The sequence below is a fragment of the Pseudomonas sp. SGAir0191 genome, assembly GCF_002812565.2.
Taxonomy (GTDB): domain Bacteria; phylum Pseudomonadota; class Gammaproteobacteria; order Pseudomonadales; family Pseudomonadaceae; genus Aquipseudomonas; species Aquipseudomonas parafulva_B.
Genome location: NZ_CP025035.2, coordinates 837,610 through 852,135, shown reverse-complemented (window position 1 = coordinate 852,135; position 14,526 = coordinate 837,610). Strand labels below are relative to the sequence as shown.

Below are 14,526 nucleotides of genomic sequence, written 5' to 3'. Positions count from 1 at the left end.
ATCAATGCCGCATATTCTGATCGTCGAAGACGAAACCATCATCCGCTCAGCCCTGCGACGCCTGCTCGAACGGAACCAGTACCAGGTCAGCGAAGCCGGCTCGGTGCAGGAAGCACAGGAGCGCTTCAGCATTGCGACCTTCGACCTGATCGTCAGCGACCTGCGCCTGCCCGGTGCCCCCGGTACCGAGCTGATCAAGCTCGGCGAGGGCAGGCCGGTGCTGATCATGACCAGCTACGCAAGCCTGCGCTCGGCCGTGGACTCGATGAAAATGGGTGCGGTCGACTACATCGCCAAACCGTTCGATCATGATGAAATGCTCCAGGCCGTTGCGCGCATCCTGCGTGATCGGCCAAGCGCGCCACCTGCAACCCCTGAGCCACGCCTGGCCTCCGCCAAGGCTGCCCCGGCGGACAAAGGCAACGCACCGGCGACCAATGGGGATATCGGCATCATCGGTTCCTGCGCCCCCATGCAGGACATGTTCAGCAAGATCCGCAAGGTCGCCCCTACCGACTCCAATGTGCTGATCCAGGGTGAGTCAGGTACCGGCAAGGAACTGGTCGCCCGTGCGCTGCACAACCTGTCGCGACGGGCCAAGGCACCGATGATCTCGGTCAACTGCGCAGCGATTCCCGAGACGCTCATCGAATCCGAGCTGTTCGGTCATGAAAAGGGCGCCTTTACCGGTGCCAGCGCAGGTCGGGCTGGGTTGGTGGAGGCCGCTGACGGCGGCACTCTGTTCCTGGACGAGATCGGCGAACTCCCGCTCGAAGCCCAGGCGCGCCTGTTGCGCGTGCTTCAGGAAGGCGAGATTCGGCGGGTGGGCTCGGTGCAGTCGCAAAAGGTCGACGTGCGCCTGATCGCGGCCACTCACCGGGACCTGAAAAACCTGGCCAAGGCCGGTCAGTTCCGTGAAGACTTGTACTACCGCTTGCATGTGATCGCGCTGAAGCTACCTGCCCTGCGCGAGCGCGGCAGCGATGTGAACGAAATTGCCAGCGCCTTCCTGGCCCGCCAGTGCGCGCGGATCGGGCGTGACGACCTGCACTTCTCACCCGAGGCAGAGCAGGCCATTCGTCATTACAGCTGGCCCGGCAACGTGCGAGAACTGGAAAATGCCGTGGAACGCGCAGTCATCCTGAGCGAAAGCCCGGAAATTTCGGCGGAGCTGTTGGGCATCGATATCGAGCTCAGCGATCTGGACGAGGACGAGCTGCTCGACAGTGCGCTGACCGCAGCCAGTGCCGCCACGGCCAGTCATGAGCCGACCGAAGATTTGTCGCTGGAGGACTACTTCCAGCATTTCGTGCTCGAGCATCAGGACCACATGACCGAGACCGAGCTGGCACGCAAGCTGGGCGTCAGTCGCAAGTGCCTTTGGGAGCGCAGGCAGCGCCTGGGCATTCCTCGCCGCAAAAGCAACGCCACCAGCGAGAACTGATTCGACCGGGCAGGAGGCGTCTCCTGCCCGTCTTCGGTCACCCTGCAGGCTTGTTCCCCGTAACGGGGCCTCAGACTGATTCCCCCGCGTCCCCCCGCCGCAAAAATCTGTTACCTGCCTGCAGGTGCGTAACAGTTGCCGAGGTAAACGGTAACGAAAAACACGCCGCGCACTTGGCATGCTCCCCTGCAAAAATAGCCAAATCCCCGGATTTGCTGGGCCAGCCAAAGTTGGCACGCCTTCTGCTATATGCTTAGTACAAAAACAATAACAAGCACTGCAACCCACAATAAGAACAAGACGAAACGACTCACGCACAATAAGAACAAGACGGCGGAGGCGCAGCTAACTGATTCTTTTGGAGAGGATGCATGTTTGGGGCTTGCCCCACACCCAGGCAGAGAACAACAAAAACTGCACTATAAAGCAGCACCTGAACTGGATGGATCGACGATCAACGTGACATCAGCGGCCAAAGCAATCCGTTTGCTCTTTACCCCTGGTTTGGGGGTCGTCCACAAGCTTCACGCTTAGTGGCAGGGCACTCAACAAAAACAAGAAGCCCGCAAAAAAAACAATAAGAGCACACGCAACGACTTCTTGGGGAGCTTAGGCTCCCCTTGTCGTTTCTGCCTTTGGGCAGGCATTCTGCGACCGCCTACACCATCCCGCGAGTAAATGCTAGAATCCCCGCCCATCATGCGGCCATTCTCATATTCTTGGCCGAACATTCCTTCAAACAGTGCATCCCATGCTGAAGAAGCTGTTCCAGTCGTTCCGCCCGCCCGTACCGGGCCAGCACCACCGGCGCACCACGCCCGAGGTGATCAACAAAAGCCAGCATTCGCTGCAGCGCCACCAGTTCAGCCGCCATGCGGTGAACATCGTCGAGCGCCTGCAGAGCGCCGGTTACCAGGCTTATCTGGTCGGTGGCTGTGTCCGCGACCTGATGCTGGGCATCACACCGAAAGACTTCGACGTGGCCACCAGCGCCACCCCCGAACAGGTGCGTGCCGAGTTCCGTAACGCGCGTATCATCGGCCGCCGCTTCAAGCTGGTTCACGTGCATTTCGGCCGTGAAATCATTGAAGTTGCCACCTTCCGCGCCCCTCACTCCGAGGACGATCAGGGCGACAGCCACCGCTCGTCCCATAATGCCAGCGGGCGAATCCTGCGCGACAACGTGTATGGCACCTTGGAAGAAGACGCGCAGCGCCGCGACTTCACCATCAACGCGCTGTACTACGATCCGGTGAGCGAGCGCATTCTCGATTACGCCAACGGCGTGCACGATGTGCGCAATCGCCTGTTGCGCCTGATCGGCGATCCTACCCATCGCTATCAGGAAGACCCAGTGCGCATGCTGCGTGCGGTGCGTTTCGCAGCCAAGCTCGACTTCGGTATCGAAAAGCACACCGTCCAGCCGATTCGCGAACTGGCGCCGTTGCTGCGTGAAATACCGCCGGCGCGGCTGTTCGAAGAGAGCCTGAAGCTGTTCCTTTCGGGCCAGGGCGCCATGGCGTTCGAAATGCTGGTCGACCTGCAGCTGTTCGAACCCCTGTTCCCCGCCAGTGCCCAGGCGCTGGAGGACCGCCCCACCTATACCCACACGCTGATCAGCCAGGCGTTGAGCAATACGGACCTGCGCGTCAAGCAAGGCAAGCCGGTAACGCCTGCCTTCATGTTCGCAGCCCTGCTCTGGCCTGCCCTGCCAGCGCGCGTTCTGCACCTGCAGAACCAAGGAGTGCCGCCGATTCCGGCCATGAACGGTGCAGCCCATGACCTGATCGCCGAGCAGTGCGCACGCATTGCCATTCCCAAGCGCTTCACCCTGCCGATCCGCGAGATCTGGGACATGCAGGAACGCCTGCCGCGCCGCAGCGGTAAACGCGCCGACATGCTGCTGGACAACCCACGCTTCCGTGCCGGTTACGATTTCCTGCTGCTGCGCGAAAGCGCTGGCGAAGAAACCGATGACCTTGGCCAGTGGTGGACCGAGTATCAGGAAGCCAATGACAGCGAGCGCCGCGACATGATCCGCGACCTGGGCAGCCGTGATGAAGGCGGTGTGTCCCGCAAGCGCAAGCGCAGCAACAGCAAGCGCAAGCGCGGTGGTGAAGAGGCCTTCGAGTGAGCATCCGCGTGTACGTCGGCCTGGGCAGCAATCTGGATGCCCCGGCCGAGCAGTTGCGCAGCGCGCTGGACGCACTCGATCAGGTCCAGGCGACGCGTTTGGTGGCCGCTTCGGCGCTGTACACCAGCGATTCGCTACTGCCGGGCCAGCCCCGCTACACCAATGCCGTCGCCGCGCTCGACAGCGCCTTGGCGCCCCTTGACCTGCTCGATGCCTTGCAGGCCATCGAAAACGACCAGGGCCGGGTGCGCAAGGAACGCTGGGGGCCGCGCACCCTCGACCTGGACATTCTGCTGTACGGCGACCAGGTGCTGGACCTGCCGCGCCTGCAGGTACCGCACTATCACATGCATGCCAGGCCCTTCGTGCTCTATCCGCTGGCCGAACTGGTACCTGCAGACTTCCGGCTTGCCGATGGCCGCCAATTGTCCCAACTGCTCGCCGCTTGCCCATACATTGGCCTCGAACGCCTGTAATCGGCCGTTCGTTAGGGCAGTAACGCCAGTAACACCCTGATCGTAACAATGCGGTAACAGGGTGATTGACTTCCCTCATTTCGCTCACGACTATAGGCGACCCGCGTGGCACCCCTGTGTTGCGCCCCCCTATCGAGGCCCGGACGGACCTGTGCCAGAACATCACGCGCGATGATGTGCCGCTGCGGAAGATGACTACTCAGGTTGCATGCAGTCGTTTCCCCTGGCGCCAGAATGAGGAACTCTCTACATGCCTGAAGTAACCCTTTCCACCCTCAATGGCCTGAAGGCCAAGGGTGAAAAAATCGCCATGCTGACCTGCTATGACGCGACGTTCGCCAAGGCAGCCAGCCAGGCCGGCGTCGACGTCCTGCTGGTGGGCGACTCCTTGGGCATGGTCTTGCAAGGCCATGACAGCACCTTGCCGGTCACCACGGCAGACATGGCCTACCACACCGCCTCGGTCAAGCGCGGCAATCACGGCGCAATGATTCTCGCCGACCTGCCGTTCATGGCCCACGCCACGCCCGAATCGGCCTTCGCCAACAGCGCGGCGCTGATGCAGGCAGGCGCCCACATGGTCAAGATCGAAGGTGCAGCCTGGTTGGCCGAGACCATCCGGCTGCTGGCCGAGCGTGGGGTGCCTGTGTGCGCCCACCTGGGCTTGACGCCTCAGACCGTAAATGTGCTCGGCGGCTATAAGGTACAAGGTCGCCTGGAGGCACAAGCCCGGCAGATGCAGGCCGATGCCATCGCGCTTGAAGCCGCAGGCGCTGCCATGCTGCTGCTCGAATGCGTGCCCAGCGAACTGGCCGCAGCGATCACCCAGGCCGTGCGCATCCCGGTCATCGGCATCGGTGCCGGCAGCGCCACCGATGGCCAGGTACTGGTGCTGCATGACATGCTCGGCCTGTCCCTCAGCGGCCGGGTACCCAAGTTCGTGAAAAACTTCATGGACGGCCAGCCTGACATCGCCAGCGCCCTCGCCGCTTATGTCCAGGCCGTCAAGCAAGTCACGTTCCCCGCCAGTGAACACGGGTTCAGCGCATGAATACAGTCAAGACCGTGCCGGAGCTGCGCGCCGCCGTAGCCCGCGCCCGCAGCGAAGGCAAGCGCATCGGCTTCGTGCCCACCATGGGCAACCTGCACAGCGGCCATGCGGCCCTGGTGGTAAAGGCTGCGCAATGCGCCGACTTCGTGGTTGCCAGCATCTTCGTCAACCCGCTGCAGTTCGGGGCCAATGAAGACCTGGACAAATACCCCCGCACGTTGGCAGCCGACCAGCAACTGCTGGTCGAATCGGGCTGCAACCTGCTGTTTGCCCCTGCCGTGGACGAAATGTATCCGGACGGGATGAGCGTGCAGACGCGGGTCAGCGTGCCCAACCTGTCAGAAGGGTTGTGCGGCGCCAGTCGGCCAGGGCACTTCGAAGGCGTGGCCACCGTGGTCAGCAAGCTGTTCAACATGGTGCAGCCTGATCTCGCGGTCTTCGGCGAAAAGGACTATCAGCAGCTGGCAGTCATTCGCGCCATGGTGCGCGACCTGAACATGCCCATCCAGGTGATAGGGCTGCCTACGGTGCGCGCCGCAGACGGCTTGGCACTGTCATCGCGCAACGGCTACCTCACCGCCGAGCAGCGGGCAACGGCGCCTGTGCTGTATCGCGTGCTCCAGACGATGGCAGCTGCCATCGCCCGTGGCCAAAAGGACTTCGCCGCGCTGGTGGCCGACGGCCAAGCCCAATTGAGCGCAGCCGGTCTGCGCCCCGATTACCTGGAAGTTCGACATGCCCTGACCCTGCGCCCGGCCATGGTCGATGACCGAGACCTGGTGGTCATCGCGGCGGCTTACCTAGGCAACACCCGCCTGATCGACAACCTGTACGTGCAGGTGCAGCACAAGACGGCCTGAACGGCCTGGGGTGCCTAGGCACCCCATCTACTTTTGCGCCCCCCATTCCCAGCGCCGGGCCTTTGCCTATAATGATGCCAGCCTGAACCCGGCAATGACTGCCGTGTCCAACGCATCACCACGGACCAAGGGACCCCCGCGCAATGGCGTATTACCGTACCCCCCACGATGTCACGGCTCTACCCGCCTGGCAGGCGCTCAAGCAGCACCGCGATGCCATGCAAGGCTTCAGCATGCGAGAAGCTTTCGCCGCCGATCCTCAGCGCTTCGAACAATTCTCCCTGAGCTCCTGTGGCCTGTTCCTGGATTATTCCAAGAACCTGATCACCGAACAGACACGTGACCTGCTGGTGAACCTGGCCGACGAAGTGGGCCTCAAGGACGCCATCACTTCGATGTTCAACGGCGAGATCATCAACGCCTCCGAAGGCCGGCCGGTGCTACACACTGCGCTGCGCCGCCCGGTGGGTGACAAGCTCAGCGTCAACGGCGTGAACGTCATGCCCGAAGTGCACAAGGTGCTCAACCAGATCACCGAGCTGGTCGGCCGCATTCATGATGGCCTGTGGCGTGGCTACAGCGAAAAGCCCATCACCGACGTGGTCAACATTGGTATCGGTGGCTCGTTCCTGGGCCCGGAACTGGTATCCGAAGCATTGATGCCTTACGCCCAGCGCGGTGTACGCTGCCATTACCTGGCGAACATCGACGGTAGCGAGTTCCACGAACTGTCGGCCAGCCTGCGCGCCGAAACCACCCTGTTCATCGTCTCGTCCAAGTCGTTCAACACCCTCGAGACCCTGAAGAACGCAATGGCCGCGCGTACCTGGTACCTGGCCCAGGGCGGCTCGGAAGCCGAGCTGTACCGCCACTTCATCGCCGTGTCCAGCAACAAGGCCGCCGCCGTTGCGTTTGGCATCCGCGAAGAGAACATCTTTCCGATGTGGGACTGGGTCGGTGGGCGCTATTCGCTGTGGTCCGCCATCGGCCTGCCGATTGCGCTGGCCATCGGTACCGCCAACTTCAAGGAACTGCTCTCCGGTGCCTACACCATGGACCAGCATTTCCAGAGCGCGCCGTTCGAGAAGAACATGCCCGTGCTGCTGGCGCTGCTGGGTGTGTGGTACGGCAATTTCTGGGGTGCCAGCAGCCATGCGATCCTGCCGTACGACCACTACCTGCGCAACATCACCAAGCACCTGCAACAGCTGGACATGGAGTCCAACGGCAAGAGCGTGCTGCAGGACGGCACCCCGGTGAAAACCGAGACTGGCCCTGTGATCTGGGGCGGTGTGGGCTGCAACGGCCAGCATGCCTATCACCAGTTGCTGCACCAGGGCACGCAGCTGATCCCGGCCGACTTCATCGTGCCGGTCGTCAGCTTCAACCCGGTAGCCGACCATCACCAATGGCTGTACGCCAACTGTCTGTCCCAGAGCCAGGCGCTGATGCTGGGCAAGACGCGAGAAGAAGCCGAGACCGAACTGCGTGCCAAGGGCATGAGCGAAGCCGAGGTGCAGAAGCTTGCCCCGCACAAGGTCATCCCGGGCAATCGCCCGAGCAACACCTTGGTGGTCGAGCGTATCAGCCCACGCCGGCTGGGTGCCCTGGTGGCCATGTATGAGCACAAGGTGTTCGTGCAAAGCGTGGTCTGGGGTATCAATGCCTTCGACCAATGGGGTGTGGAACTGGGCAAGGAACTGGGCAAGGGCGTGTACCAGCGTCTTGTAGGCAGCCAGGAAGAGGTGGCCGAGGACGGCTCTACCCAAGGCCTGATCAATTACTTCCGCGGCCGCCATCGCGGCTGATCAGACCTCTACCTGGCAGGGCTTGTGCTCGCCAGGCAAGGCATCAAGAGATGCGCCGCAGCTTCTACAATTCGCCCCCTGGGCAATTGCCGGGGCTGTTGCGCAGCGCCCATCGCACGTGGGCCAAGCCTCTACAGCAGGCCAGTCGACGGTTCCATAGCCCCTATCGACCGTACCCGCCCAATCGCCAAACCGGTGGAACACCCCTCCCCGCAAAACTGTCCTACCCATTAGCCGTTGCCGTCCCTCGCCCCTCACAAGAGCAGGACCACCGCCATGTTCGATATTCGAAAATACCCGCACGCCCTCGCCGTCAGCCAAGCGGCAGCCCTCTCCCAGGACGACTACCACCGCCTGTACCGCCAGTCGGTCGAAGACCCGGACACCTTCTGGGCCGCTCAAGCGCAGCGCCTGACCTGGATGAGGCCTTGGTCACAGGTTCAACAATCGAACCTGCGCACCGGCCAGGCCCGCTGGTTCGACGGGGGCCAACTGAACGTCAGCTACAACTGCATCGATCGCCACTTGGCCACACGGGCCGAGCAGACCGCCCTGCTATGGGAAGGCGACAACCCCAGCGACACCCAGGCCATCAGCTACCGTGAACTGCACCGCCAGGTGTGTCGCCTGGCCAATGTATTGAAGTCGCGAGGCGTGGCCAAAGGTGACCGGGTGTGCATCTACATGCCGATGATCCCCGAAGCCGCCTTCGCCATGCTCGCTTGCGCGCGCATAGGCGCTGTTCACTCCGTGGTGTTCGGTGGTTTTTCCCCGGACGCGCTGCGTGACCGTATCCTGGACGCTGACTGCCGCACCGTCATCACCGCTGACGAAGGCGTACGCGGCGGTAAGCGAATCGCCCTCAAGCAGAATGTCGACAAGGCGTTGGCCAGTTGCCCGGCCGTCAGTACCGTCGTGGTAGTGCGGCGAACCGGGGGTGATGTCGCCTGGGACGACAATCGCGACCTCTGGTACCACCACGCCATCGAGCAGGTCGACGAAGCCTGTCCACCCGAACCCATGGAGGCAGAGGCCCCTCTGTTCATCCTCTACACCTCCGGTAGCACCGGCAAACCCAAAGGCGTGCTGCACACCACGGCGGGGTACTTGCTGCAAGCGGCCATGACATTCGACGTGGTGTTCGATTATAGGGAGGGGGAAGTCTTCTGGTGCACCGCCGACGTCGGCTGGGTCACCGGCCACAGCTACATCGTGTATGGCCCCTTGGCCAATGGCGCCATCTCGCTGATGTTCGAAGGCGTGCCCAACCACCCCGACAGCTCGCGGTTCTGGCAAGTCGTGGACAAGCACCAGGTCAACATCTTCTACACCGCACCCACCGCCCTGCGCGCGCTGATGCGCGAAGGGGATGCGCCCCTGCAAAGTACCTCCCGTGCAAGCCTGCGCTTGCTGGGCAGCGTGGGTGAACCGATCAACCCGGAAGCCTGGCACTGGTATTTCAATGAGGTCGGACAGCGCCGCTGCCCCATCGTCGATACCTGGTGGCAGACCGAGACTGGCGGCATCATGCTCACGCCACTGCCCGGCACCCAGACCCTCAAGCCTGGCTGCGCCACCCAACCCATGTTCGGCGTGCAGCCGGTGCTGCTTGACGACAAAGGCCAGGTCATCGAGGGTCAAGGGGCTGGGCTGCTGGCGATCAAGGCCAGCTGGCCTGGGCAGATTCGCACTGTCCATGGCGATCACCAACGCATGGTCGACACCTACTTCAAACCCATGCCCGGCTACTACTTCACCGGGGACGGCGCCAGGCGCGATGCCGACGGGCATTACTGGATCACTGGGCGCGTGGACGATGTGATCAACGTGTCCGGGCATCGCATCGGCACGGCGGAGGTCGAGAGCGCCCTGGTGCTTCACGACAGCGTGGCCGAAGCAGCCGTGGTGGGCTACCCCCACGATCTCAAGGGCCAGGGCGTATACGCCTTCGTGACCACCATGAACGGTGTCCGCCCCGATGAAGATCTCAAGGCCCAGCTGTTGGCGCTGGTCAGCAAGGAGATAGGCAGCTTCGCCAAGCCCGAGTTACTGCAATGGGCGCCGGCTTTGCCCAAGACACGGTCGGGCAAGATCATGCGGCGTATACTGCGCAAGATCGCCTGCAACGAGCTCGACAGCCTGGGCGATACCTCCACCCTGGCCGACCCGGGCGTCGTCCAAGGGTTGATCGACACTCGCCTGAACCGATAACCGGCAGCCGCTTCCCAGGCTGCCCAGCCCTGCAGGTCACCATGGAAGCGCTTCGCCGTCGTATCGAAAAACAAGCCATGAGCCTCACCGGCCTGGCGTTAGGCCAGCTCGACCTGGAGTCGCCCAAAGGCGACCCTGGCCTGTTCGGGCCCAACAGCATCAGTTGGCGCGTGCACGGTGACTTCCCCAGCATGCTGGTCGGCGGCATCAGCGCGCTGATGCTGCAGTTGCTGCACCCGCTGGCACTCGCCGGGGTCTGGGACCACTCCAACTTTCGCCATGACCTGATCGGACGCCTGCGGCGCACCAGCCAGTTCATTTCAGGGACCACGTTCGGCGCGACCGAAGATGCGCACTGGTTGATCGAAAAAGTGCGTCGGATCCACCTGCACGTCGAAGGCACGGCGCCGGATGGCCGCCCGTACGCAGCCAGCGACCCCCACCTGCTGACTTGGGTGCATGTGGCCGAGGTCAGTAGCTTTCTGGCCGCACACCTGCGCTACCGCAACCCCCGCTTGTCCCTGGCCGACCAGGACGCCTACTACCAGGAAATCGCCCTGATCGCTGAGCGTCTGGGCGCCCAGGACGTGCCCCGCTCGCGCCATGAGGTCGCACACTACTTGCATGAGATGCGCCCACAGCTGAACTGCGATGCCCGCAGCCAGGAAGTCATCGGTATTCTGCTCAACGCCCCTGCGCCTAGCCGGCTGGCAAAACACGTAGCCAAGCTGATGCTGCACGCCGGTATCGAGCTACTGCCCCATTGGGCACAACAGCAGCTTGGCCTCGAACAGGGCCATTGGCAAAAACGGTTGATCCGCCTGGGCGTGCATGGCACCGCCCCGGTATTGCGCTGGGCCATGCGCGACGGCTCTGCGCACAGGGCCAGGCGCCGCATGGGCATCGAATAAGCACTGGGCGCCCCTCAGCGGAACTGATTTAACGTGCCATACTCCAAGGCATCCCGCCCCGGACAGACGAAGCGATTCATGTACAAAGGACTGACTCGCGCCATCGGCGCATTGCTGGCGTTGCTCGCCCTGTACAGCCTGCTTGGCTTTCTCATTCTTCCGGGCCTGGCACTGCGTATCGCCAACCAGCAGCTTGCCCACTACGCCACGGTGCCGGCCCACTTGCAACGGGCCGAGTTCAACCCCTTCAGCCTTGAATTGACCTTGTGGGGCCTGCAGATCGGCGAGCCCGGCAAAGAGCAGGTCGGTTTCGAAAAACTGTACGCCAACCTGTCGCTGGACAGCCTGTGGACCGGCGCGCTGCACCTTGATGCCCTCGAGCTGGTCAAACCGCGCACCGAAGTGCTGTTCGCCAAAGATGGCACCCTCAACCTCACGCGCCTTTTCCAACTGCCCACCAGCAAAAGCGAGCCCGATACACCCCCAGGCGATCCTTTCCCGCTGCGTATCGGCAGCATCAAGCTCGAGCAGGGCTTTGTGCGTTTCGAAGACCTGCGTCCCAGCGAGCCGATCGAGTTTCTCTATGACAACCTTGGCCTGGAGCTGAAGAACCTCAGCACCCTCGCCAACGACAATGCCGACATGACCATGGTGGCCAACGGCCCCAACGGTGGACGCATCGACTGGCAGGGTACATTGAGCCTGGCGCCTATCGCGTCCGAAGGCACGCTCAAGGTCAGCGACAGCAAGATGAAGCTGTTCTGGCCCTATGTGCGCGATGCCGTGCCCTTGGTGCTGGAAGACGGCAAGCTCAGCCTGAGCACGCATTATCGGCTCAACCTGGCAGATAAGACCGAACTGCGTTTGGAAAAGGCGTCGGTGCGGGTGGCGCCCTTTGCCATCAAGGCCCCGGACGGTCGCCCGTTGGCAAGGCTTGCCAATCTGGAGTTGAGTGATGCCTCTGTCGATCTGGTCAAGCAACAGGTAACGGTCGGCAAAGTGCGCAGTGAAAAGCTCGAAACCTGGGCGGCGCTGGAGAAGGACGGTCAGCTCGATTGGCAGGTGCTGTTTGCCGGCGAGCCTGGCAAGCCAACGCCAGCAGAAAAGGCCGAGCCGCCCACCGCAGGGCCTGCGGCGGCACCGCAGACGCCAGCGGCCCCGAGCAAGCCCTGGCAGGTGCTGCTCAACGATGTCCAGCTCAGGAACTACCGCGTGCACCTGGCAGACCGCACGCAAAAAGAGCCGGTCACCCTGGACGTAGGCCCCTTGAACGCTGACTTGAAGGGCTTCGATAGCCTCAACCAGAAGCCCTTCACGGTCAAGTTCGACACCGGCATCGGCAAGCAAGGCACCCTGCAAGGGCAGGGCCAGGTCAACCTGGCGCCGGTGTGGGCCAAGCTGGATGTCGGTACCCGGGACATCGACTTGCGGTTGGCGCAAGCCTACATCAACCCCTACATTCTGTTGGAGCTGCGCAGCGGCATGCTCGACAGCGACCTGAAGGTGGACCTGAAAAGCGCATCGCCGCTGGCCTTGACGGTGAGCGGCAAGGCCCAGGTGAATCAGTTGCACACCCTCGACACCATCAAGAGCCGGGACTTCGTCAAATGGCAGCAGGTCAACCTCGATGGCCTGACGTATGTGCATGGCGATGCCCTGTCGATCGACAAGGTGACGCTGCAACAGCCCTATGCACGCTTCATCATCAATGAAGACCGTACCACCAACATCAATGACCTGTTGATTCCACAGCCAACCGATGCGCCTGCCAAGGCTCAGTCCCAGCCTGCAAGCGCCACCGAGGAAAAGCCACTCGGTATCCGCATTGGTCAGATCGTGATCAAGGACGGTTCGGCCAACTTCGCCGACCTGTCGCTCACGCCCAATTTCGCCACGGCCGTGCAACAGCTCAACGGCCAGGTCGGCACCATCGATAACCGCAAGCCCCTCCCTGCCCCAGTGGATGTGCAAGGCAAGGTCGACCGGTACGCGCCCGTCACCATCAAAGGTGGCCTCAACCCATTCGACCCGCTCGCGAGCCTGGACATCGCCGCCGTGTTCAAACGCGTCGAACTGACTACCCTGACGCCCTACTCGGGCAAGTTTGCCGGCTACCGCATCCGCAAAGGCCGGCTGAACCTGGACCTGCATTACCTGATTACCAAGGGCCAACTCAAAGCCGAGAACAAAGTAGTCGTTGAGCAGTTGCAGCTTGGGGAAAAGGTAGACAGCCCGGACGCGGTCGATCTGCCGATTCGCCTTGCGGTGGCACTGCTCAAAGATACGCACGGCAAGATTTCAATCGAGTTGCCCGTGGCGGGCGATCTGAACAACCCGCAGTTCAGCGTAATGCCGATCGTGTGGCAAACCTTGCGCAACCTTGTGCTGCGCGCCGCGCAGGCACCGTTCAAGCTCATCGGTGGCCTGGTTGCCGGAGGCGGCGCCGAAGACTTGGGCACCGTCGCTTTCGCCCCTGGGTCCAGCGAGCTGGCAGGCGACGCTCAGGCGTCCTTGGACAAGCTCGCCGAGGGCCTGAGAAAGCGGCCGGAACTGCGCCTGGAAATCGAAGGCACCAGCGCCCAGGCAAGTGACGGCCCCATCCTTGCCCAGCAGCGCCTGGAACGGGAATACCAGGCCACCTGGTACAAGATCCTGCAGCGGCGCGGCGACAAGGTCCCGGCCAGTGCGTCCCTGATGGTGGTCGACGAGGCCGACAAGCCGGCGATGCTCGAAGGTATTTACCGCAGTCGCCTCAAGCAGCAGCCCCCTGCCGAATGGGAGCAGCTTGACCGTGACGCGCGCACCGCCAACCTTCGTGACGCCGTGCTCAAATCCTGGGCCGAAAGCACAGCCCTGTTACGCACCCTGGGGCAGGAGCGCGCCAGCAGCATCAAGGACTACCTGGTGGACAAGGCCAAGCTCGAGGACGACCGGGTGTACTTCATCGATACCCACCTGGGGCAGCCCGAGAGAGATGGCCGCGTTGTGACGCCGATGCATCTTGATGCCGACTGACTTTCAACGGCAGGCTTAGCGAAGCCTGCACGGCCTAATTAGACCGCACACGAAAAGCCCCGGCACAGGCCGGGGCTTTGGTTGTAGCTGGCCAAATCCATTTGGCCGACAGGACGATCCTTATTCAGCTTTCAGGCCGTCAGCCATCACGCTCTTGACGCCTTTGATGTTCTTGGCAACACGCACGGCCACTTCTTTTTGAGACTCGGTCACTTTTACGTCCGAGGACAGAGAAACTACGCCGTGGCTGGTTTCTACTTTGATGTCGCTGCCTGGTACGCCTTTCTCGGTCAGCAGATCCGCTTTGACCTTGGTGGTGATCCAGGTGTCAGAGGTTTCTTGCTTGGCGTGTTCAGTGGTGGTGTTGGCAGCCAGCATCACCGGAGCCTGAGTGGCCTGGCCTGCGAAAGCGGCATTGGCCATGGTCAGGGTCAGAGCGGTAGCAGTAGCGGCAGCAATGGCGAACTTCTTCATGTGAGTCACTCCTGTTTTTCGAAAGGTCTGCGCCATGTGTCTGGCGGCAGGTAAACAGGTAGTTGCATGGCCTGTGCCAGGTTTTACGCTTCGCTTGTTTCCTTATAAATCAATGACTTAAAAAGCATCGACCTCTTTACTG

The 14,526-nt window shown here is 62.2% G+C and carries 10 protein-coding genes; 9 read left to right on the top strand and 1 reads right to left on the bottom strand.

The genetic code is table 11. The features are described from left to right. The first annotated feature begins 4 nt into the window (after positions 1-4). From CWR53_RS03810 to CWR53_RS03770, 9 genes are all read left to right on the top strand, one after another. The gene (locus CWR53_RS03810) at positions 5-1,444 is read left to right on the top strand and encodes a sigma-54 dependent transcriptional regulator (RefSeq protein WP_058604747.1); all 1,440 of its coding nucleotides are present in this window, start codon (positions 5-7) and stop codon (positions 1,442-1,444) included. 751 nt (positions 1,445-2,195) lie between these two features. Continuing rightward, positions 2,196-3,578 (top strand): polynucleotide adenylyltransferase PcnB, encoded by a 1,383-nt coding sequence (locus CWR53_RS03805; RefSeq protein WP_058604748.1) that lies wholly within the window; start codon positions 2,196-2,198, stop codon positions 3,576-3,578. Continuing rightward, positions 3,575-4,054, top strand: coding sequence for a 2-amino-4-hydroxy-6-hydroxymethyldihydropteridine diphosphokinase (folK, locus tag CWR53_RS03800; RefSeq protein WP_058604749.1), 480 nt, complete (start codon positions 3,575-3,577; stop codon positions 4,052-4,054). Before CWR53_RS03805 ends, folK begins: the two co-directional genes overlap by 4 nt. A 250-nt stretch (positions 4,055-4,304) precedes the next feature. Beyond that, the gene (gene panB / locus CWR53_RS03795; protein ID WP_058604750.1) at positions 4,305-5,105 is read left to right on the top strand and encodes a 3-methyl-2-oxobutanoate hydroxymethyltransferase; all 801 of its coding nucleotides are present in this window, start codon (positions 4,305-4,307) and stop codon (positions 5,103-5,105) included. After that, positions 5,102-5,965, top strand: a complete 864-nt coding sequence (gene panC, locus CWR53_RS03790; protein ID WP_100850860.1) for a pantoate--beta-alanine ligase — start codon at positions 5,102-5,104, stop codon at positions 5,963-5,965. Before panB ends, panC begins: the two co-directional genes overlap by 4 nt. 143 nt (positions 5,966-6,108) lie before the next feature. After that, positions 6,109-7,773 carry a glucose-6-phosphate isomerase gene (pgi, locus tag CWR53_RS03785; protein ID WP_100850859.1) on the top strand — a complete coding sequence of 555 codons (1,665 nt, stop codon included), beginning with the start codon at positions 6,109-6,111 and terminating at the stop codon, positions 7,771-7,773. A gap of 276 nt (positions 7,774-8,049) precedes the next feature. Next, positions 8,050-9,984 (top strand): acetate--CoA ligase, encoded by a 1,935-nt coding sequence (acs, locus tag CWR53_RS03780; RefSeq protein ID WP_100850858.1) that lies wholly within the window; start codon positions 8,050-8,052, stop codon positions 9,982-9,984. 41 nt (positions 9,985-10,025) lie between these two features. Then, on the top strand, positions 10,026-10,895 hold the full coding sequence (locus tag CWR53_RS03775; protein ID WP_100850857.1) for an oxygenase MpaB family protein: 870 nt from the start codon (positions 10,026-10,028) through the stop codon (positions 10,893-10,895). A 78-nt stretch (positions 10,896-10,973) separates the two neighbouring features. Further along, positions 10,974-13,910 carry a DUF748 domain-containing protein gene (locus tag CWR53_RS03770; protein WP_100850856.1) on the top strand — a complete coding sequence of 979 codons (2,937 nt, stop codon included), beginning with the start codon at positions 10,974-10,976 and terminating at the stop codon, positions 13,908-13,910. 120 nt (positions 13,911-14,030) lie between these two features. Here the strand turns inward: CWR53_RS03770 and CWR53_RS03765 are convergent, their stop codons facing one another. Continuing rightward, a complete protein-coding gene (locus CWR53_RS03765; RefSeq protein WP_100850855.1) occupies positions 14,031-14,384 on the bottom strand; it encodes a BON domain-containing protein in 354 nt (117 codons plus the stop codon). Between the last annotated feature and the right edge of the window lie 142 nt (positions 14,385-14,526).

What these genes read in the sequence shown, in the direction of transcription:
- CWR53_RS03810 (WP_058604747.1), top strand. Translation starts at nt 5, where the DNA reads ATGCCGCATATTCTGATCGTCGAAGACGAAACCATCATCCGCTCAGCC.
- CWR53_RS03805 (WP_058604748.1), top strand. Translation starts at nt 2,196, where the DNA reads ATGCTGAAGAAGCTGTTCCAGTCGTTCCGCCCGCCCGTACCGGGCCAG.
- panB (WP_058604750.1), top strand. Translation starts at nt 4,305, where the DNA reads ATGCCTGAAGTAACCCTTTCCACCCTCAATGGCCTGAAGGCCAAGGGT.
- panC (WP_100850860.1), top strand. Translation starts at nt 5,102, where the DNA reads ATGAATACAGTCAAGACCGTGCCGGAGCTGCGCGCCGCCGTAGCCCGC.
- pgi (WP_100850859.1), top strand. Translation starts at nt 6,109, where the DNA reads ATGGCGTATTACCGTACCCCCCACGATGTCACGGCTCTACCCGCCTGG.
- acs (WP_100850858.1), top strand. Translation starts at nt 8,050, where the DNA reads ATGTTCGATATTCGAAAATACCCGCACGCCCTCGCCGTCAGCCAAGCG.
- CWR53_RS03775 (WP_100850857.1), top strand. Translation starts at nt 10,026, where the DNA reads ATGGAAGCGCTTCGCCGTCGTATCGAAAAACAAGCCATGAGCCTCACC.
- CWR53_RS03770 (WP_100850856.1), top strand. Translation starts at nt 10,974, where the DNA reads ATGTACAAAGGACTGACTCGCGCCATCGGCGCATTGCTGGCGTTGCTC.
- CWR53_RS03765 (WP_100850855.1), bottom strand. Translation starts at nt 14,384, where the DNA reads ATGAAGAAGTTCGCCATTGCTGCCGCTACTGCTACCGCTCTGACCCTG.